The sequence below is a fragment of the Neobacillus nitrireducens genome (assembly GCF_030915405.1).
Classification (GTDB): Bacteria; Bacillota; Bacilli; order Bacillales; family Cytobacillaceae; genus Neobacillus.
In genome coordinates this window covers 4,174,926-4,197,254 of the sequence record NZ_CP133262.1, presented here as the reverse complement: position 1 = coordinate 4,197,254, position 22,329 = coordinate 4,174,926, and the positions used below count along the sequence as shown (strand labels likewise).

20 protein-coding genes are annotated in these 22,329 nt (G+C 32.8%); all 20 read right to left on the bottom strand.

The features are described 5' to 3' along the window. Positions 1–9 precede the first annotated feature (9 nt). Positions 10–1,806 (bottom strand): ABC transporter ATP-binding protein, encoded by a 1,797-nt coding sequence (locus tag RCG22_RS20305; protein ID WP_308104454.1) that lies wholly within the window; start codon positions 1,804–1,806, stop codon positions 10–12. Next, on the bottom strand, positions 1,806–3,002 hold the full coding sequence (locus tag RCG22_RS20300; protein ID WP_308104452.1) for a nucleotidyltransferase domain-containing protein: 1,197 nt from the start codon (positions 3,000–3,002) through the stop codon (positions 1,806–1,808). The genes RCG22_RS20305 and RCG22_RS20300 overlap by 1 nt, the downstream gene beginning before the upstream one ends. Positions 3,003–3,053: 51 nt before the next feature. Beyond that, positions 3,054–3,986: an aldolase gene (locus tag RCG22_RS20295; protein ID WP_308104451.1), complete on the bottom strand. Its 933-nt coding sequence runs from the start codon at positions 3,984–3,986 to the stop codon at positions 3,054–3,056. 83 nt (positions 3,987–4,069) lie between these two features. Continuing rightward, entirely contained in the window at positions 4,070–4,225 is a 156-nt protein-coding gene (locus RCG22_RS20290) for a paeninodin family lasso peptide (RefSeq protein WP_308104450.1), read from the bottom strand. Between the two features lie 16 nt (positions 4,226–4,241). Beyond that, complete coding sequence (locus RCG22_RS20285) at positions 4,242–6,194, bottom strand: asparagine synthase-related protein (protein ID WP_308104449.1); 1,953 nt, start codon at positions 6,192–6,194, stop codon at positions 4,242–4,244. Between the two features lie 285 nt (positions 6,195–6,479). Further along, positions 6,480–7,364 carry a glycosyltransferase family 2 protein gene (locus tag RCG22_RS20280; RefSeq protein ID WP_308104447.1) on the bottom strand — a complete coding sequence of 295 codons (885 nt, stop codon included), beginning with the start codon at positions 7,362–7,364 and terminating at the stop codon, positions 6,480–6,482. 6 nt (positions 7,365–7,370) lie between these two features. Then, positions 7,371–8,480: a glycosyltransferase family 1 protein gene (locus RCG22_RS20275; protein WP_308104446.1), complete on the bottom strand. Its 1,110-nt coding sequence runs from the start codon at positions 8,478–8,480 to the stop codon at positions 7,371–7,373. Between the two features lie 19 nt (positions 8,481–8,499). Further along, positions 8,500–9,492 (bottom strand): SDR family oxidoreductase, encoded by a 993-nt coding sequence (locus RCG22_RS20270; protein ID WP_308104444.1) that lies wholly within the window; start codon positions 9,490–9,492, stop codon positions 8,500–8,502. A gap of 1 nt (position 9,493) precedes the next feature. Beyond that, a complete protein-coding gene (locus tag RCG22_RS20265) occupies positions 9,494–10,876 on the bottom strand; it encodes a nucleotide sugar dehydrogenase (RefSeq protein ID WP_308104443.1) in 1,383 nt (460 codons plus the stop codon). After that, the gene (locus tag RCG22_RS20260; protein WP_308104442.1) at positions 10,851–11,975 is read right to left on the bottom strand and encodes a glycosyltransferase family 4 protein; all 1,125 of its coding nucleotides are present in this window, start codon (positions 11,973–11,975) and stop codon (positions 10,851–10,853) included. Before RCG22_RS20260 ends, RCG22_RS20265 begins: the two co-directional genes overlap by 26 nt. Before the next feature lie 367 nt (positions 11,976–12,342). Continuing rightward, positions 12,343–13,404: a glycosyltransferase family 2 protein gene (locus tag RCG22_RS20255; protein WP_308104441.1), complete on the bottom strand. Its 1,062-nt coding sequence runs from the start codon at positions 13,402–13,404 to the stop codon at positions 12,343–12,345. 178 nt (positions 13,405–13,582) lie between these two features. Continuing rightward, entirely contained in the window at positions 13,583–14,491 is a 909-nt protein-coding gene (locus tag RCG22_RS20250) for a 6-hydroxymethylpterin diphosphokinase MptE-like protein (RefSeq protein ID WP_308104440.1), read from the bottom strand. A 3-nt stretch (positions 14,492–14,494) separates the two neighbouring features. Further along, positions 14,495–15,658: an acyltransferase family protein gene (locus RCG22_RS20245; protein WP_308104439.1), complete on the bottom strand. Its 1,164-nt coding sequence runs from the start codon at positions 15,656–15,658 to the stop codon at positions 14,495–14,497. 92 nt (positions 15,659–15,750) lie between these two features. After that, the gene (locus RCG22_RS20240) at positions 15,751–16,788 is read right to left on the bottom strand and encodes a polysaccharide deacetylase family protein (protein ID WP_308104438.1); all 1,038 of its coding nucleotides are present in this window, start codon (positions 16,786–16,788) and stop codon (positions 15,751–15,753) included. Between the two features lie 168 nt (positions 16,789–16,956). Further along, the gene (locus tag RCG22_RS20235) at positions 16,957–17,856 is read right to left on the bottom strand and encodes an SP_1767 family glycosyltransferase (RefSeq protein ID WP_308104436.1); all 900 of its coding nucleotides are present in this window, start codon (positions 17,854–17,856) and stop codon (positions 16,957–16,959) included. Positions 17,857–17,888: 32 nt separating this feature from the next. Continuing rightward, positions 17,889–18,947: a glycosyltransferase family 2 protein gene (locus tag RCG22_RS20230; protein WP_308104435.1), complete on the bottom strand. Its 1,059-nt coding sequence runs from the start codon at positions 18,945–18,947 to the stop codon at positions 17,889–17,891. A gap of 1 nt (position 18,948) precedes the next feature. Continuing rightward, the gene (locus RCG22_RS20225) at positions 18,949–19,995 is read right to left on the bottom strand and encodes an acyltransferase family protein (protein ID WP_308104434.1); all 1,047 of its coding nucleotides are present in this window, start codon (positions 19,993–19,995) and stop codon (positions 18,949–18,951) included. 9 nt (positions 19,996–20,004) lie between these two features. Then, a complete protein-coding gene (locus RCG22_RS20220) occupies positions 20,005–20,451 on the bottom strand; it encodes a KdsC family phosphatase (protein WP_308104433.1) in 447 nt (148 codons plus the stop codon). Positions 20,452–20,480: 29 nt separating this feature from the next. Next, positions 20,481–21,491, bottom strand: coding sequence for a KpsF/GutQ family sugar-phosphate isomerase (locus RCG22_RS20215; protein ID WP_308104432.1), 1,011 nt, complete (start codon positions 21,489–21,491; stop codon positions 20,481–20,483). Further along, complete coding sequence (gene kdsA, locus RCG22_RS20210; RefSeq protein ID WP_374049484.1) at positions 21,463–22,302, bottom strand: 3-deoxy-8-phosphooctulonate synthase; 840 nt, start codon at positions 22,300–22,302, stop codon at positions 21,463–21,465. The genes RCG22_RS20215 and kdsA overlap by 29 nt, the downstream gene beginning before the upstream one ends. Positions 22,303–22,329: the final 27 nt, after the last annotated feature.

Below are 22,329 nucleotides of genomic sequence, written 5' to 3'. Positions count from 1 at the left end.
GTGAGTGTTTCACAATGTAGCTTCCAACTGGTTTCTTAGTAACTTACTAAACATACTTCTTTTTTCCTTTGCAAGCTGAAGGAATTCTCCCTTTTGAATAATTTCACCTTGCTCCAATACAATAACCTGGTCGGCATTTTTTATCGTTGATAATCTATGAGCAATGACAATTATGGTCATTCTCCCTTTTAGTCTATCCAATGCTTCCTGTATCTTCGCTTCATTCTCTGTATCCAAAGAACTTGTTGCCTCATCCAAAACAAGGATGGATGGATTTCGGAGTATGGCTCGTGCCAATACAAGTCGTTGCCTTTCACCTCCAGAAAGTCTAATTCCCCGATCACCAATCATTGTATCAAGGCCATATGGGAGTTTCTTTACAAACTCTGCTGCAGAGGAGAATTCTAGAGCTTCCCAAATTTGATCCTCACAAGCATTCGGCTCCACAATTAGAAGATTTTCTCTTATACTCTCATTGAATAAGAACGGATCTTGAGGAACATAGCTAATTGCCTGCCTTAGGGACAGAAGATTAGCACTTGAAAGTGGTTCTCCATCCAATAACACTTGCCCTTCCTCTGGCTTATTTAGACCCATTAATAAATCTATTAAAGTACTTTTCCCTGCACCAGACCTTCCTACCACTGCAGTCATTTGATTAGATGGGATGTAAAGATTAATATCCTGCAAAGCATAGGTCGATAAGCTTTTGTTATAACGAAAAAAGACATTCTGACATTCAATTGCATTTCTAATCGAAAGAGGTTTTATATCGAGTGCTTCCTCTTCTCGAAACTCTCTAGCAAGTTTACATTCGCTTTGTAAATCAATGACTGCTTTATATGATGGAATCCTCATGGCCATTTGCTCCATTGAAGCCTGAATACCTGCAACCCTTGGCCATAGTCTTGAGAAAATAATAATTATCAATAATAATTGGCCGCCCTGAGCATGAAACAGCTTCATAGAAATTAGCAAAAAGATTGCAATTAGAACAGCTGATGCTGATTTATAAAATAATTGTGATTTAGTGTTTAATTTTGCATATTCCACTTGTTCATTTTGCATATCTTGAGTTACATCCCTGAACCAACTCATCCGTGAATCCTCAAGTGTATTGCTCTTAATATCCTTTATCCCATTTATTTGGTCTGTTATCCCTGCAAGATACTTTTTACCGGAAACATAATTTTTATTTCCAAGTGCCATTGACCTTTTAAGATATTTGCGTGAAAAAAAGATAAGTAACAAACCACTAATTAAGACAAAGATTGTTATATTGGCAGAAAGCCAAAATGCCATTCCAATTTGTATGAATGTGAAAATAAGAGAGGCAATAAATTGCAAAAATGAATTTGTCCCAGCACTAGCAGTAGCAATTTCAGAGGTTAATGTATTAATAATATCTGATTTTCTCTTTTTAATAAAAAAGTCCCACTTTGCATGAAGCAAGGCGTCATACGTCTCAATCCGCAAATGGCGAAAAAAACCATGCTGGATAATCGTATTCCGGATAGTTATTTGACGCTGCAATATATTTTGAACAATGACCAGTAAAACATAAATTCCTAGAATAATCGGCATACCTAATGAATTAGGGAAATTCTTAAGGGCTTCAAAAGCTCCAGATAATGGTGTACCGCTCGTTTCTATATTCACAATATTGCTCATACTTATCATCGGAATTAAAAATAATAGTCCAATTCCTTCAAGTAAACTCATGATCGTCATTCCTAGGAGGTTAAAATAAAGGATTTTCCCAGAATATGAGTGCAATTTTTTCACAAAGTAAAAGATTTCCTTCATTAGGATATCCTCCTGCGCAATACTTGCCTCTTTAATTTTTTCCAAATCCACAAAAAAGGACGTAGTGGAAAATAGAGAAAATGAACTTGTTTCGGTAATGGTAATATCTCTGCATCTTCAGGATACGGATACAGAAAACTAAGAATGAAGAAAAACTTTTGCTTAATAGACATTAATGAAAATAAATGATGCTTATGATAAACTGCTACATCTTCAGGGATAGGAAATGAATGCAAATTAATCATTCTATTAAAGTAAAATATTGCTTCTTGCGCTAACTTTTTCGGCTCTTTTCTTATAATTAATGGTCTACTATCTTCAGATAGCTTTGAATTGAGCAACTGTGACGCTAAAATAAGTGCTTGCCCTCCTATTTGTAGGTAATGATATTTCTTCAACATTTTAACTAGTTCTACCCAATCAATATCTTGTTTTAGGATTTCGTTAATATCTGTCAACCAGCGAAGGCGTGACCATCCGTGACGCGCACCATGTGAAACAAGAAATAAAAATAAATCCTCCCTACCCAAATAATAAACAGGGTAATTTGTAAGTGAGGATACTCTTTTACGTTCCCATAATTCATCGAAACAAGGTTCTTTACCTGGACCAGGATTTAATCGCCAATGGATTTCAATTTTGATTTGCTTTTCTGAATGAAAGTAGGTTACATGATGGTGTCTCCATTTCCAGTCTCCCAAGATAGTTTGAATATAATCATCTTTTATGTAACCTTGATTTAAAAGAAGCAGATCCACTCTTTCCAGATCCTGAATGGGCACAAGGATATCTAGGTCTCCACAGGTCCGAAGAGAAAGTTCACCATATAGGTCCGTTGCCAGGACAGGTCCCTTCAAATTAAGGAGTCGCATCTTATTATCTGAAAACAGTTGACTAATTTTCCCCATTTCAGCACTTAATTGGAGCATATGAAAGGTATTTTGTTTATATTGTTGACCCAAGAAATTAATAACATTTTCAGGAATCCTTTTTTTATCTAGCATCTTTAATTTTGGATAGATTAATGGATATATTCGGTGGTGCATGGCCAGCTCTAGAAATAGATTCCAGTTGATTTCTGTAACCGCATTTTCCCCGTCCAAGTGCATGCTGCCATGATCACTTTTTAAGACTTCGAGTAAAAAGATTAATTCCTTAGGTAAACCCGTTACATCTAGACAAAGATTATTATCCATAGCTATCTCCTAAAACCCCAATTTATGATTTTCGCCAAAAACTTGATTTAATCAAGATTCGAACTCTATTTTTAATGTTTTTAGTATATAAGCAGGTAAATCATGTGCCGTAAAGTAGGATGATGGCCTTCGAATTTGAAAAAAGTTTATTTTCCTTACTATTTGTGCAGAAGTATTAAAATGCCAATTCATTAATCCGGAGGGAGCAATCATAAAATTTCTGTAAGTATGATAAAACATGGTGTGGAGTCGTTCAAGTCCATTCAGGACATGTATCTCTGTTTCCTCATTATTTGATTTCACTAGTTCAAAAATTCCTCCCAAGGGAATTGTATCTGTTGAAAATTGTGAATGAACTGGAATGGCATACTTAGTTTCCCGTTCGAATAATGGATGATATTTTTGATGATCCATACCGAATTCATTTAAACTTTCTTGCCAAAGCTTCTGTTGTGGATAGGATGGTGTTACAAAGGGGATATCCTCTTGCGAAAGTGAGATAGCGATAACATCATCAGTTAGAAGTCGATAGCCATTGTTTAAAAAGGCAGACGCAAGTGTTGATTTACCAGCACCTGAGTTGCCAATAAATGCATAAGCTCTTCCATCAATTTCTATTGCACTCCCATGTAACGGCAGAATCTTTTTTTGTTGCAAAATTACTCCCATACATGTACCTAAGATAAATAACCGAATCTCCCCTTCAATTGAACCTGCCAATGGTGAAACAATAATCTTGTTCCCATCTTCTATAGAAAAGGTCGCTATACTAGGAATTTGAAACATGACTAAGTTTTCTTTTACAATAAAGTCACCATGAGTTTTTTCGGACTCAGACCAGGATTTTGTTAAATCTTCTATTAAAATTCTTACATCTACCTTTTCTATTTGATCACTAATTTGGATTAATTCTGGTAGAAAGATATCACTCACAACATTTAATCCGAAAACCTTATAAACGACAGTCGATAAAGTATTTAACATGTGTCCCCCATAAGTTATTAGAGATTTTAAAAAAAACCCTTATATAATATTGATAATATAAGGGTAAGCATTTTACTATAATTTTACGAGCAAATATTTGACATATTTGATCTTCCATCATGCGTTTCAAAATCTTGATTATTGGTACAATAGCTATCAGCAGTGGCATTTCCAGGTCCACCCATCGTCATACTAACATCAAGTACTTCCAAAACTGGCTTGCTCCATTCTTTCTTCATAAAATATCACCTCCCTTCAGTAAAAACTTTTAATAAACCGGTAGACGACTAAACTGCGGGTTAAGATTCTGAAGTGGTCATTGAAAATATATTCGGGACGTGGGGATTCCCCGATATAGTTAATGGCGTCCTTTATTACCTTCAAATTAAGCAGATCTGCAATCCTTGCGTCTTTAATAAGCTGATTTAGTTCTTCCATAAACTTAGGCCAATCGGATTGCATTCGATTAATGACATCCGCTCCTTGAATACCACGGCTATGCTGATTCAATCTAACTTTATCTGGGAGGTAATTTTTTGTTGCTCTTCGAATAAGTGATCGTTCCATTCCACTATTAACATATTGTTCATCTGGTATTGCTAAACAAAAGCGAATGATACGTAAATCATTGGTTGGGTCACGGTCCCATAAAGAATATTTCAAAGATAATTTCGTACTTGCCGTTCCACTTTTATTCCAAGAATATAAATAATTAAAGTGCTTCATTCTAGCTTCATTTGGCTTCTCATGGCTATTTCCTGTTATATCTATTTCAAATCCCTTAAGTTTTTCAAGGACATTCGTTCGTGCCGCCATTTCTGGATTCACCAACATTGGAAATTGGTATTCATTTTGATTTGCCTTTACGAATAGACTAGTTGCCATGGGGAATGCCTTTTTTGTCACTATAGGAAGAACGCGTGATTTTCCAGTTTTGAAATTTTTACAGTACATACCTAAATCATGATAAAGTTGAATCCATTTTAACTTCTTTAATAAAGAAGCATAATAGTCGACTGTTAATGTTCGAGAGCCCCAGGAAATAGAATAATTTCCCCTTGCTCCATTTAATAGAATTTTTATTCCTTCCTTATGGGCTTGTTCATTTATGGCCTTTAACCAAAAGGAATTATCAAAGAATTTATAAGGCATTTCCATAATGGAGAGAAAATCATCTACCTCTGTAAGGGGGCTCTTTCCTGGAAGATCCAAATATTGATCATTAATATTACCAACATAATTTACAGTTTCTTTAATGAATGGTCTTTCGTCAGGTACAAAATAATATGGTGTCCAATCGATAAAACTTTCTTCGGGTATATAACTGAAGGTATGTAATTGTTTTTCTTCCTTTTGTAGAGCTTTGGCAGCAAAACTAACTACCGAACCTGAATCTAACCCCCCACTTAGTTGTGAACCTACCTTACCGTATGTACGAATCCTTGATGTTACAGCCTTTTGGAAAATTTCTTGAAACGCCTCTTCGTATTCTCCATTGGATTTCAGTTTTAATTTCTCATTAAAATTTATGGCCTTATACCTTAAGAGAGATACCTTACCATTTGCAATTGTAATACTATGTGAGGGTGGAATTTGATAAATTGACTTATAAGCTGTCGATTTAGTGTCAGCCGCCTCAACCATTCCTGGGATTGCAAGGTATTCAGCCAACCACTCTTCATTAAGAATTTTTGCTACATACGGTAATTTGAAAAGCGGTTCGATTGTTGTTGAAAAAGCAAACCGACTTTGGTCATGGTAAAAATAAAGCGTTCTCGCTCCGGAAAAATCTCTCGCTCCAAAAAGCTTCCTTTTTTTCTCATCCCAAATCATAAAGGAAAAATCACCAATTAAATGCTTAGGAACCTCTTCTCCCCATTTATAGTATGCTATTAAAATCAGTTGGCTATCTGGAATGGCTTTCCTTTCTTCCCTGCCTACTTGTAACCTATCAAACAACTCATCCCTATTATCAATTATGGCATCCGCTGTAATTGCTAGCCTTTTTTCGTAATCATAGTATGGTAAACGTTCACCAATTGATTCTGGAGTAATCCATTGGGCATGACAGCCAAGAAAAATATTATTATGATTCCATGTTTGAACCCGATCCGCAGGATATTGTTGGAAGGCTTGCATTAAGTTATTGGTTAGAACAGGATTTAATGGTTCCTCATTCAAGTGATAAATCCCTGTTATTGCGCTCATCTTTTCCACCCACGATTCATTAATCTCAATTATTAGCTTCCATCACAATTAATTCATTATAAAGAACAAGGAGATTAAAAAGTTTACTTTGGTAAATCATTGCTTGAATAACTTTAAAATTATTTAATTAGTCACACTTAGACAATTAGCTAGTTCTCTAAAGAGAACGCTGTATGAATAAAATTTACCATCAACTCTACATAATGTCAAAGAAATTTTTATTAAACCATTATTTTCGAATAGGCTTTGAAGCCCAACTTCGGATAAAGAAATGCCGTGATAAGCTTACTTTCCTTCAAGTTTTGCTGTAATATATTTATTTAGTATGAAACCAAATGGTAAAGCAATAAGTGTAAGTAGTTTTTGAGGTGAATGCCTTAATACACCTTTGCTTTCAGCAAAAAGGCTAGAAGATACATAATGTACTGCCTGCTTAAATTTGAATAGTAACGGCGTGTTTGGTAATTTCATCATTTCCATACGATAAAATTTAAAGCCTTTTGGACTTACTTTATATTGTTTTAGTATGTTCAGAGATGATCCATCTGGCAGATACTCCACACAACAAAGCGCTTCATTCATTAATAGCATTTCATATTCTTGGTCCAGCATGAAATATTTATAAGAAAGTGGAACTAATTTTTCGTTTTTATATAAAGGGTAAGGATATTTCTTTGTAAGTTTCGTCCGATAGACTAGCTTTTTATCCCCTTTAACTCCGTTTTTATTATACAAGTTAAATAGCGTCGAAGTTTTAATAAACTTTGGCAGTTCTGTTCCTAATATTTCACCTCTAATATTACAATCAAGGCCAATAATCCCACCTATATCTTCACTACCATTTTCCTTCCAGAAAGAAACTATTTTTTCAACAGCATCATAAGGCATGTAATCATCGCTGTCTATACAAACATTTAATTCTGTATCGATCATGCTATACGCAGTATTATGAGCCCCATGCATCCCTTGGTTTTCCTGTCGATAGTATCGAATCGTAAGAACATTTTCATCTATCCAATTACTAACTAATTCTTCCGTATTATCTGAAGAACCATCGTCAATAATTAACCAAATAAAATCCTTATTTGATTGTCTTTTAAGGCTCTCATAACATTTGTGAAGTGTATATGCCCTATTATAAGTCGGGGTAAATATAGTTAATATCGTCAACAAATATCACCTCGAATTTGAAATATAAAAGTCTTGAAGCCATTCTGCTGTATTTTTTATATCATATCCTCGATCTCTTAACTTTTTGAACTTTGAGGTATGGCGTTCTACTTTTTCCACGTTAAATTTCTCTAGTTCAGTAACCCATAAATCTATACCGGATATATTTATAAATTTCATTAAACCTAAATCTAAGTCAACCTCATTTGTTATCTCAGCCGAAATGAAACAAGGTATTCCAGCTGCTTGTGCCTCAATGAGCGTAACTGGTAGTCCTTCATGCAGTGAAGGAAATAAAAATAGGTCAAATGCTTGAAGTAATTGATTAATATCGCTTCTAACACCAAGGAACTTAACTTTTTCTTTTAAATTTAATTCATTTACTCTTTTCTCTATATCTTTCCGTAATACGCCGTCTCCACATAATAACAAAATAGAGTTGGGTCTTCTTTTAACAAAGCCAGCAAAAATTTCAATTAAGAACTTATGATTCTTTTGCTTTGTAAATCTACCAACATGACCAATAACTAGTTGGTCACTAATCCCCAATTCCTTCCTTTTCGTCATTCTGATATCAGGAGAGTAAGTAAACATTTCAGGTTCTATACCATTATTAAGTAATTTTGCATCATTTGCTTTGCTACCAAATAACCATTTGGCGGCAGATTCGGAACAGGCAAAGGTATAATCTGAATTGGAGGGTATATATAATCCCGAATACCATTTATATCCCTTAGCCAAAATCCCGCCTTCACCACCAGTATTATGACTGTGAGAAATACAATACTGAATCCCCATTTTCTTTGCCGCTTTAACGACTAGTCCACTCATTCGATTTAAATGAGAATGGACAATTGTATAGTCATTATGTTTAGAGAAAAAATTATTTAGGGCCTTTATGTAGCTAAAATGGCCCACTTCATTAATATAAGGAATCCGATGTATAGTCCCCCCAAGTTCTTTTATTTCTTGATCAAAAACCCCTACTTTACACGTTAGAAAGTCGAATTGAACCTTGGATCGGTCGATATTCCGATATAAATTCATGATCAGCGTTTCCGCACCGCCTCTGTTCATATTTACTACTACGTGTAAAACTCTAATAGGTTTACTCATTTCCTACCCTCCTGGAAACTTACACCGGCTTTAAGTAGCCCAAATTCTCTATATACCATTCTATAGCAGCCTCTATACCTCGCTCAAAACTCCATTCTGGTTCATATCCCAGCCTCTCTTTTGCTTTAGAAATATCAGCATTACTGTGCTTAATATCTCCATTTCTAACAGGTCCAAATATAGGTTGAATATCTTTGTCCAATGCATTCAACAAGTGAGCATAGATATCTATCAAATATTCTCTTCCACCGTATGCTATATTATAGGCCTTACCTGCAGCTTCACTATCTGCCAGACAAGCCTTTAAATTAGCTTCTATTACATTTTCAATATAAGTAAAGTCCCTACTCTGTTTCCCATCACCATTTATAGTGGGTTGTTCATTATTAAGTAATTCTTTAATGAATTTAGGAATGACTGCCGCATATGCCCCATTGGGATCTTGTCTTCTACCAAATACATTGAAGTAACGTAAACCATAGGTATCAAGACCATATAACTTGGTATATAGTTTCCCATATTCCTCGTCTACCTTTTTGGTAAGAGCATATGGTGATAACAAATTGCCCTCTATTCCCTCTTTTTTAGGCAGGCAAGGCTCGTCACCATATACCGATGAGCTTGAGGCGTATACAAACTTTTTCACGCTATTCAGTCTTGCCGCCTCCATCATTTGTAAAGTACCTTTTATATTAATCTCTTCATATAGTAAGGGCATATCAATACTTCTTGGAACACTTCCCCAAGCCGCTTGATGAAGAACAAAATCCACATCTTCGCAAGCTTTCATGCATGTCGCAAGTTCACAAATATCACCTTCGATGAATTCATAGTTTGGATGATTGATAAACTGTTCAACATTTTCTTTTTTTCCAGTTGAAAAATTATCAAGTCCTCTAACTTGATAACCTAATTTCATTATGGCTTCAACTAAATTGGAGCCAATAAATCCGGCTGAACCCGTTACTAAGAATCTTGTTCCGTCTGGAAATCTTATATTTTCATATCCCACTTTATAACCTCCAATATAAAAAGCCCGCATTCTCAGCTTCTGCTCGATTAAAAACACCCTTGATGTCCATTAATACGTTACTGTCAGCTGCTGTATTAAACTCAGAAGTTGCAGCCACTTCATTCATCGCTTCAGAGGGGATATAGATATGCCCTGATGATCTAAACATCTTCTTTACGTCATCTAGACGTATAGATTTAAACTCATCATGTGGAACGGCAAAGATAACTGCATCCATCTCGTTTATTTCATGGACTTCGTATGGATTAATTCGATATTCATGCCATAGATCATCTTTATCGGCTAGGGGGTCAACAACTCTTACTTCTACTCCAAATTCTTCTAATTCTTTAATTACATCTACTACCTTTGTATTGCGAACATCTGGGCAGTTTTCCTTGAAGGTAACACCAAAAATAGCTACTCTTGAGCCATTAATTTGCTTATTAGCCTTGATCATTCTCTTTACCGTACTTTCTGCTACATACTTGCCCATATCGTCATTTATTTTTCTTCCTGAAAGGATAATTTGAGAATAGTAGCCCATTTGTTCTGCTTTGTAGGTAAGATAGTAGGGATCAACACCTATGCAGTGCCCACCAACGAGACCAGGAGAAAAGTTAAGGAAGTTCCATTTAGTCCCAGCTGCCTGTAGCACAGCTTTTGTATCAATGCCCATTTTATTAAAGATAATCGAGAGTTCATTCATAAAGGCAATGTTAATATCTCGTTGAGAATTCTCAATTACCTTTGCTGCTTCAGCTACTTTAATACTTTCCGCCTTATAAACCCCAACCTCTACAACTAATTCGTATACTTTTGCCACAATATCTAGTGTCTCTTTATCCATTGCAGATACAACTTTTATGATTGTTTCTAATCTATGTTCTTGATCACCAGGATTTATTCTTTCCGGAGAATAGCCCACTTTAAAATCTAACCCACACTTTAAACCAGATACCTTTTCCAAAATAGGAACACAAATATCCTCTGTTACACCTGGATAAACAGTAGATTCAAAGACAACGATTGAACCTTTCGTTAGATTTCTCCCAAGAGTCTTGCTTGCTGATTCTATCGGTGTTAAATCTGGTGTTCGGTCTTCTTTCACAGGTGTAGGTACTGCTACAATATGAAATTTGGCCTCCCGCAGCCTTTTTTCATCGGAAGTGAAATCAACAGTGGCATTTTTAATTACTTCATTTCCTACTTCTTTTGTAGGGTCGATCCCATTGTTATAAAGTTCAATCTTTTCGTTATTTACATCAAATCCAATGACATCCACTTTCTTAGCAAAGGAAACAGCAATAGGCATACCAACATAGCCAAGTCCGATTAATGATACTTTTTCTTCTCTGTTAACAATCTTCTCGTATAAATTCATATTCATTTCTCCCTACCAAATTGTTAATTTCCTCAAGGTATGCATTAATGACTATTTCCCGATCATATTCGTTTTCCATTTTTTTGCGCCCAGCCATTCCCATTGCTTTTTTTTGATCATAGGATAGGTTTATAAATTTGATAATTGATTCAACTAAACTATCAACACTCTTAACTTCAAAGCCAAAACCACTTACATTTTCATCAAAGGTTTCTTTACACCCCGGTACTAGGGTGGCCAAAACAGGACGTCCAGACGATGCAGATTCAAGGAGTACATTTGCTGTACCTTCATGATAGGAAGGAAGGATTGTGGCGTGAGATTTCTTAATAAATGAGTGGACATCATTCTGCTGACCATGATAATTTATAATTCCTGATTTTTTTAATTCAACTAATTGATGATAGTAATCCTCTTCACAGCTGCCAATTAAATCAAATTGAGTATTAAAGTATTTTTCTTTTACAATTTTTGCAGCTTGTAGTAGTTCCTCAATCCCCTTTGCTTTCATCATGCGTCCTATAAAAAGGAATCTGTTCCTTTCATGATCATCGGGATATTCTTCAAGTGGATGCTGAGCTAAATTCACTCCCGAGCCTGGAACCACTCTAGCCTTGCCTTTTACTATATTTTTATCACTAAAGAATTTTAGATTCGTTTCATTTTGAAAAAATAAACAGGATGCTTTTTTTAATCCTGCCTTATAAAGCCTTAACGTGATTTTCTGAATGACACCCTTATTTTCAATTGATGTGCCTAGCCCTGTAATGTTTGTGATATAGAGGGTTTTCGTGATTCTACAGGCAAGGCCACCATAAACATTCGGTTTAATCGTATAAGTTAAAACAACATCTGGCTTCATTCGTTTGATTATTTTTATGTAGTGGAGCAAAAGCTTTATATCCTTAATGGGATTGGTTCCACGCCGTTCAAGAGGAGTGTCTACAAATTGGCAACCCAAACTCACTAACTTTGGTACATACTCATCAATTGGCAGCGAAATATAAACTTCATTTTGTTGGTTTATTAGTTCTTCTAATAGTTCTTTTCTAAAGTTATACAAGCCCATACCGAAGTTAGCTAACACAAGAATTTTCATATTATTACTCTCCCTATCTGAAGCCAATAAATGAGGTAGAAATCCAGATTCATCAACAAATCAATATTCTCTATTTGCCGTTCATTAAATAGAACAGTAACTTCAAAAAAAATTGGTAAGTTTTTAAATCTATATTATGAATCTTTTAACCAGATGATTCTTAATAATAAATTCTTTATAAAGAACAATTGGGTATAATTATCATATTACCTAAAGGAATTGTAGTCAACATTCTTTTTTTATTGACCTGTTTCTTTTTTAGGTATCAAATTACTTTTAAAGGAAATACTACTCTAGCACTCTAAGGCTCACTTTTCTTCTGTAAGTGCTTATAAAAGCTATATAAAAATAGTCGATGCTTTATTTATTAAACAATAGCAAGTTTTGTAACTATATTACTTAATATTTTTTTCGGCAATCTTTTTCTATACATTTTTTTTCCTAATTGAAATAGATACTCAATGTTAAATTGTTCAATTGCATTTAAATAGTCTTTTGAGAGAAATTTTTGTGATCTATCGTTAAGTATTGAATCTCTCACACAATCATTTGAAATGTAATTTTTAATTATTTCTTTGATCTCGTTATCTGTCAAATTACTAAAAAATAAATTGCAAAAACATGCTTTGAGGGTATTCAATAGCATGATACTTATACCACCATAAGGATACCTAAACTTGCCTTGATAATATTCATCAATTACTTCTTTTTGAATTTTATATCCATTAATAGCATCTGTATATAGACTACTCATATATTTACTTGTGAAACCATCTTGTCTGTAGAAATATAGAGGACGGTTAATAATCTTGACTCTAGTTGCTTTAAGGAATATTTCTAAATTGTAAAATAAATCTTCACCGAAAAATGTTATATTATTTAGATATTTTCCAGATGAAAGCAATAGTTGTTTTTTATAAAGTTTTGCAGACAAAGATGAAGGAAAATCATCACCCCATAAGTAGGAGAGTACTAATTTACTTCTAATTTCGTTCTCTAAATAAAGTTTATTTTCATTGAAAAAAGAGCTCTGTATTTCTTTTTTTATTAGATATCCTTTTCCTAATACTTTATACATATTGCAAACTGTAATATCTGTATGATTTCTTACCGTTTCATTGTACAAAATCTCAATAGCTTCAGTAGCAATCCAATCATCAGCGTCAACAAACATAATATATTCATTTGAAGATGCACTAACACCATCTTTTCTAGCAGCAATTGAGCCTCCATTTAGTTTATTAATCAGTTTTATTCGTTTATCTTTGTTTGCATGTTTTTTACATATTTCAAGGCTATTATCAGTGGAACCATCATTTACAATAATTAATTCAAAGTCTGAGAAAGACTGATTCAAGATAGATTTAATACATTTTTCAAGTTTCTTGCCCGCATTGTATACAGGAACAATAACACTTACCTTGCTCATATAAACCTCCTCTTTGTGTATGGAAATTTCTCATATGGAGACATTTAGATGTATTCACTATACAGAATAATTAATTAACTAAAACTTTGGGAGATCGACCCCCGTGTTAACTATATTATAACCACTAAAGGCCCATACCATATCCCATCCTAACAGAGGGGATCCCTTAACAAGGTAATTAACCATTAGTTTTTATTTTTAGATTATTTTCTTCATTTTGATTTCCAAATAAATCATCAAAATTCCTAAGCTCAAATACATCCAAGTAAGAAACCCGTGTTGCATTATAAACTTTCCTTCCTGAACTTTCATACACTATTTTTGCTTTTTCCATACCATTGTACATTTCCTCTGGGGCCTGACCTGCCTTCTTTTCATCTGGTCTAACATAATCTTCACTAAAATAAATTGTTGAGTTTTCATCTTTTTTAAGGAATGATAAATCTTTTGTTTTTGAAATGGCACCTTTGAAATTGTAATCATGCCCTAGTAAATAAACCTCTGAAAACCCCATATAATTTGCTATTTGAAGTAAATGATAAGATACAGTACCTGACGAATATAATGATTCCATTATATTCGTTGAAAAGGATCCAAATTTGTTTTTATTAAGGTTATTGTTAAAATATATATCTGCTTTAAATAAATGTTTATAACAGTTTAAGGTTAATTTTGTCTTTGCTTTAACTAAATTTATATCTTTTACATTCTCTTCTAGGACTATTGAATCAACAACCATATAAAAAGTTGGTCTCCATGTGGTTTGATTAAAAATTTTATATATTTTATTAGAAGCAAATGTGGTTTCACCTCTCAATCTCTCTAAATCATCTGGTTTCAAACTTGGACCATTACCAATAATGAAACAACGCTTACCATGATATTTATTTTTTAATTTTAATATTCTGTAATTATTTCTGCCAATTGGAATATTGAATTTCGAAAGAATATTAACTATATAAAAAGAAATAAAGTTTGTGAAACGATAGACTTTTTTAGTAACCCTTTTTATATATGTAAACACATCGTTAATGTTGCTTCCCACCCTTTTGAATCCTCCCTTCCTAATTGCTATTTTCCCGTACATCTTTTAAAGCTCCTTACTTGAAACTAACCTTTTTTTCGCAGTATTTTTTAATTTAGAAATTAAGGTTTTTCCATAATTAATGGAAGGTTTCTCAATGTAATTCCAGGAAACATTAGAAAGTAATAACGTTAGTGGAAAAGTAATTACAACTATTATCCAATAAGGAATTGAGTCATAGAACAAATAAATTAAACTAAATAGTATTGGTAAATGAAAAAGATATAAACTATAAGAAATCTTTCCTAAAAATCTTAATGGCTTAACTAGTAAAAATCTCTGAAATCCTTTTGATGATAAAGTGATAATTATTATTAATATAGATCCAGCAACGATAGAAAATTCATTTAGAATATGTTCAAAAGAATAGAGTCTAAAAAAATCTGCAACACTAGTCATTATCACATGGTAATTAAATAATAAATATGCAGCTATCCAAACTAAAATCTTCACTAAAAGTGATAGTTGGGTATAAAAGGTAATTAATTTATTAGTATTTTTTGCACAAAAGCCACCAATTATAAACATCGGAATATACTCAAAGGTATGAAAAATGGAAGTTCGATAACCATAGCTAGTCTGCCATGAAAATAAATTATTTAAACTGCTTAAAATTAGTAGCCCTAAACATAAAACGAAAGATACTTTCCAATTAAAACGCCTTATGATTAAAGCTAAAAATGGAAAAATTATTGAAATTCTCATCTCTTGTATTAAAGACCAAATTACATCATCAAATTGATTTGAATTGAAGTTTCCTATTAAGATTAAGTGATTTACCAAAATATTTATTGTTATTGGAAATTTCCATGATTGATTAAACCAGCTACTTAACTCTTTAATTCCCCCAGTTGAAAATAATAAGCATGCAAATATCGTAAAGATAATTGCTATTAAATATGGAACATAGATTCGAAAGATTCTTTTGATAAGAAAAACCCCGTACCTTTGTTGCTTTGAGTTAGAATAAGGTAAAAATAAAACAAAACCACTTAAAACGAAGAAAAAGATTACAGATGCTTCTCCACTAAAAAACATATTTAGAGGAAAGTACGCCGAAGTTAATATTGATAAAACAGTTAATTTTGGAATTAAAGTTAGATGACCAAAAAAAACAGACATCGAGGCAATTCCACGAAGTGAATCTAATTCTTCATATCGACTTGCCATATAAGCACCTCAGATTATTTCAAAATTCAACAAATTTAATTGAAAGTTATTATAATATTTCTTCTATTTATATAAATTTAATACTTTTCTATTTAATAATGATTATTAGAAAGCTCAAAATCCTTCAATTTTTTAAGTTTCTCTAAAATCCTAAAATCTGAAATATTATTATCCTTTAAATTAAGCTTTTCTAAATTTACAAAATATTGAATCCCATCCAGATTGGAAATATTTTTACCACTTAAATCTAATTCCTTTATCATGCTTAATTCTGATATAGAAATCCATGGACCATCAGAATTTAAAATGTGTTTCCTTGCACAGTTCTCCAAATTTTTGTCTATAAATGTTGCGACACCAGCAATTTCCGCTGTTGTATAAAATTCCAAATCCAACTTTTTGGCTTCACCAATAATTTCTTTAATAACTTTGGGTGATATTCTCCACTCTCCAGCTGCATTCGAATCCTCACCCCAACCAAAATACTTCCAGTTAATTTCTTCTGGAATTAATGAGTGACACATAAAAATTAGATTTTTTCCCGATTTCTTTGCAAGTCTCATTATTCTTTTAATATACTTAACATTAGTAAGAAAATTGCTATCAATTCTAATTGAAGGTGCAAGTCCAGTAAAATTAAATGGAATTAGGTTATTTTCGGTTAAGTGTCCTCTAACGATTTTAAAATATTTTGGAACTAATTCCTTAATATTACCTTCGTTATAATGAGAGTATGGAAATGCGTATGTTACTGGTTTTTTAAATCTTTCTTTCGTTTTTGAATGTGATTGATTTTCCATCCAGGTAAACAAAGGTATTATTTCTTCCTCTAACCAACTAGATAAACCTTTTTCATCGGAAAAACCTTTTGCATTATGGTGCTTATATCCATGGTGTGCAATTTCATGACCGTTTGCTTGTAGTTCTAGCAACATGTCTATTTCTTCTTGAGTGTGTTCTCTTCGACCTTCAAAATGATGAAATGCATTAATATTAAAAGTTGCTTTGACATCATGATACCCGAATATTTCTTTTCCATATTTATACCAATGTTTAACTCTAAAACTATCATCAAAGGAAAAAGAAATTCCTGGTTTACTTAAAAAAGGTGTGTTTTTGTTTGAATTCATTTTGAATATCTCAAGATCTTTTTCCATTTTGTAAATTATGCTTCCATAGTACCAGTCATGCCTATACGGGGAATACCGGAACTTTACCTTTTTAATTGTATTTACTAACATACTGCTCATTCTTTCTGTTCCTCCCTTATTGCCTTGCTATAAAAGTCATACTGCTAATTAAAGGATTTGAACCAGGATTTCATTTTCATACTCTGGATTATGCAATTTTTCAACTTTCGTTCCATTGGCAACTTCTCCAGTATATTTGTGTTTAACAGGCGTTTTAACTTGAGTCCTTTTTAAAAACCACTCATACTCGATATCTACATTTCCAATATCAACTGCTTGGTAACCCATTCTAGAAAGATCATATGCTAACACTGTTGCTGTTGGTCCAAGTGCAAGCAGTATTAATTTTGACGTATCGTATTTTTTAACTGCAGTTAGAATTTCTTCATATTTTGCAAATGCATTTTCAGCTGGGCATAAAATCCTTTTTAAAGATTTAGCATTGCTAAATAAATTATTACCAGCCCCTAATCTACTTTGTTCACCTTCGACGAGAATAATTTCTCTATCTTCCCAGATCATTTTGAATTTTGAAAAGCGCTCATCTGATTTACTTTTATCTTTGTAGTCCATATATAGACGAGTCACCATTGCATCATAATAGACTTTCTTCTTTTTTAACTTCCGATATATTTTACTTCTGTTTAAAATTAAATACTTTCTCCAGAAATTTTGTGCTCTATCTGTAAACTTATCGATATTACTAAAAACATCAGGAATACATACAATATGATTTTTACTTTGTGAGCTAATAATTTCGATTAAGCGTAAACTCAAATCATAATCATACTCTTGAAAGAATTGCTCTCCCTTAAACATAATATTAAATTCGCCATTTCCATAGCGGCTTACAGAACACTTCTCATTTATTATTTTGCTCAAGGTTTCATCAGTTGTTTTAACAATTGGGGGCTTACTAATAACCGAATTTAATTTATCCCGTAATACCTTAAAATTATTTTTTAAATCAAGAAATATATAATACATTTTTAGCAATAATTTCTTCATACCTCTTACTCCTCATCTACTTACGTCATAATTTAATTCCTTTTAAAATAACTGAAGCGGAAAAGACTTTTATTACGCAGTAAATATTTTTTTAGTTTTATAGCTTGTTCCAAAAACCAAACTAAATAATAATTATTCGTTTTTAATAACTTTATATATCGACTATCTTCTTTTGAAGTATCTGCCAACTCTATACACTCAGTAAATTCTGATGAATTTAGAATTCGATTATTATAGATTAATTTTTTTACTAATTTTTCTTTGTTCCGTTTATCAAAAGTATTCTGAAGCACATTCAAAAAATTCAGATAATAATAAGTTGCAAATCCCTCAATTTGTTCCGTATCAACATTATTTTGTTTAAAATAATTTTTCCAGGCGTAATAAACCATTAAAGCAATATCAAATAAATCTTTTCGATAGCCGTTCATTAAACTGAATTCATTCGAATGAACGTAATTATATGTAATTGTTGGGACTGTAACAAAGGATTCCATATGACTCATATAATTTAGGTTGAACAGTAAATCTTCTCCCCTATTTACCTTAATATCAAAAAATATAGAGTTTTCAACGATTATTTTTCTGTCATATATTTTGCAACATAAACTACCTGAAAGACCCTTTTTATATGTTTCAAAATACTTACCTTTATCAAATGACTCTTTTTTAGGAAATACTTTAATGATTTCTTCTTTTTGTTTTCTGATTTGATATACAAATCTAATTCCACTTACAGGTAAGATATTCCCACCTTGCTTAATAGTCTCATAAAGTTCGCTACACCAATTTGTTTCAACGTAGTCATCACTATCACAAAACATCAGGTAATTCCCTTGAGCAAGAGCAATTCCTGTATTTCTTGCGTTGGAAACCCCTCCATTATTTATGTGAATGACTTTAATTCTACTATCCTCTTTTGCATAGTACTCACAGAAAGTACCACTTTTATCAGTTGATCCGTCGTTAATTAATATTAATTCAAAATCAGAAAAAGTTTGTGCCAATATACTTTCTATGCAGCGGTTAATATATTTTTCTACATTATAAACAGGTACTATGATTGAAATTATAGGCTTGATTTTTCCCACCTCAATACACAGACTTTAATCTGTAATAATATTTAGATTGTGATAATTTAATAAATCCAGCACTGAACAAAACTGTACATCCCAATACTGAAAAAAACAAAATAGCCGAATTCTCTTTGTCAAAATAATGCGACAAAATCAAACCATTAATATTTATAAACATAGGATGAACAAAGTAAATGATGGAACTCATTTTCCTTAATAATGGATAATACGTATTGAATTTTAGTTTTATTTTACTGACCGTATTAAAAATAAAGAAAACATTGACTCCTGTTAATAAAACATATGAAAATTTAGAAGTATCTCCTGAGGTTTTAAGTAACCAAACTTCCAAGCAAAGTAATAATATACAGATACCACTTAGAATTACACTTAACGAATTGGTTATTTTTACTCTATATTTTGAAAAAAAGAGCCCCATCATTAGATATGGAAATGCCCTAAATAATCCAACACTTATTGAACCAAAGAGGTCGTATAAATTTATAAAGAGATCAACTAAAATGTTCTCACTGATAATCCAAGAGTATGAATATACAAATGTACCTATTAAATTAAAAATAACTGCAATTGCAATTACTAGCTTAACTCGAATATATCTTAATAATAGAAATGAAAATATCATTCCATAGATTAGTGAAACAATATACCACATATGAAAATAACTTCCAGTAAGGAAAATACTTAATACATAACCTTTGATATTGGCTAAAGTTAAAAAACCACTGTGATACCAAAGGGGAATCCACCAAATAAGATAAAATAAAGTCCAAAAAATATATAGATTTATTAAATGCAAGATATAATTCTTTAAACGGCTAATATTCATTTCAACCTTTCCATTTTTCAGATTAATCTTATTAAAAAAGAAGTAACCTGCACACACAAAAAAGAAGGGCACTGCTATTCTTGCAATAATTTCAACTAATATAAAATTTGCGATTTCGTTATAAGATAGAAGGGGTGGAGCATGAATAATCACCACCAATATTGCGCATATAAATTTCATTACATCGACAGCATTGTTATTTTTAACACTTGTCATATTTATACCTCACATAACAATCAAATCAATTAATTCTCTAACAGCACCATTCCCACCGTTAGATTTACAGACATAATCCACGATATCTAGTACTTCACTTATTGCATCTGCTGGACAAGCTTTTATATAACAAACTTTCATACAATCAATATCGTTTACATCATCACCAATATAAGCAACATTTTCATAAGTTAACTGGTACTTATTAATAACTTCGTCCAAAACTTTTAGCTTATCGTCAATTCCTTGATGAACTTCTTCAATCTTTAGTTCAGCAGCACGTTTCGCTAAAATCTCTGACTTCTTTCCAGTAATGATAACTGGGATGATATTATACTTTTTAATATTAATTAACCGGTAACCATCTTTTACATTAAATGCTTTAAATACCTCGCCGTTATCACCGACATAAATTTTCCCATCGGTTAAAGTACCATCAACATCCATCACTAACATTTTAATTTTTGAAAAGTCCTTCCCTTTAATCATATAAATATACCAACTCCAAGAATATCATTAACCCTTACGGTTCCAACCAATTTATTATCTCTAATGACTGGCAATGCTGATATATTGTGATCATTCATCATTTTTAAAGCATCTACTGCGAGCATATCAGAATCTATGTAGAGGGGTGTTTTTATCATTACATCCTCTACTGATAAATTATAAACATTCACTTCTCTTGTAAACGTTCTTCTTAAATCACCATCTGTAAAGACTCCAATTAATTCATTCTTTTCATTTAAAATATTAATGATTCCAATTGCCTTTGTACTCATCTCAATAATAGCGTCATTTAACTTCGTGCCAGCCTTTACAACTGCGTTTTTATTCCCTGTATGCATAATGTCACTAACTTTTACTAGTAATTTCTTTCCAAGGGATCCAGCTGGATGATACAATGCATAGTTTCTTTCATGAAAACCATAGATTTTTGATAAACAGACTGCTAATGCATCCCCCAAAACCATTTCAACTGTTGTACTTGATGTAGGTGCCAAGTTCATCGAACAGGCTTCCTTAAATTTAGGAAATACAAATGAGTAATCACTGTATTTTACAAGCGATGAAGTTTGGTTACCCGAAATCCCAATTAATGTGGCGCCTATCAATTTAATGTTAGGCAATATTCTTGTAATCTCTTCACTTTCGCCACTATAGCTAATAGCTATGACAATATCATTTGCTGAGATCATTCCCAGGTCTCCGTGTAACGCTTCGGCAGGATGCAGGAAAAACGATGAAGTCCCAAGACTGGACATGGTCGCAGCAATTTTTCTCGAAACATGCCCAGGTTTACCCATTCCTGTAACAATAACTTTGCCTGTACAATTGGAGATTAATTCTACTATTCTTACAAAACTTTCATCCAGAGCATCTTTTACAAGGTTTATGGCATTTACCTCAGTTTCAAAAACAAATTTTGATTCAGTGAGAATATCAATTTGATGTTCTTTTTTTGATTCAGTGAGAATATCTAATTGATTCAACATCGTGCACCGCCTTAAATATTTTAATTAGCTTTTTAAGAATCACTTCGATTTCATCGAGTTTAACCATATTAGGCCCATCGGACTTAGCATGATCCGGATTCTCATGAACTTCCATAAATAAAGCATCTGCACCAACTGCTATAGCCGCTTTTGCTAGATATTCCACGTACTCTCGGTTTCCACCAGTTGATGTGCCGTTGCCACCTGGTTTTTGAACACTGTGTGTTGCATCAAAAACTACAGGATAGCCGAACTTTTTCATTTCAATAATGTTGGTCATATCAACGACTAAATTGTTATAACCGAATGTGTTACCTCGTTCGCATAAAAGTATATTTTCGTTACCTGATTCTTCAACCTTTGTAAAAACATTTTTCATATCCATTGCAGATAAAAACTGTGCCTTTTTAATGTTAACTGGCAACCCAGTTTCTGCTGCTGCTATCAGTAAATCAGTTTGTCTACATAGAAAAGCAGGTATTTGAAGCATATCTACAACCTCAGCGGCAATCCTTGCTTGATTTGGTTCATGAATATCTGTGACTACGGGTATACCTAACTCATCTTTAACCCGCTTAAGAATACGAAGACCCTCATTTATCCCAGGACCTCTGAACGCTGAAACGGACGTTCTATTCGCTTTATCGAACGATGACTTAAAAATAAAAGGAATACCAAGTAATCCTGTAATGTTTTTCATTCTTGATGCAACCTCCATCACTTGTGCTTCTGATTCAATTACACAAGGACCTGCAATTAATGTAAAAATCGTGTTGTCTACTGAGATATTACCAACTTTCATTGATTTCATTATGAATTCATCCTTTCCTAATACATA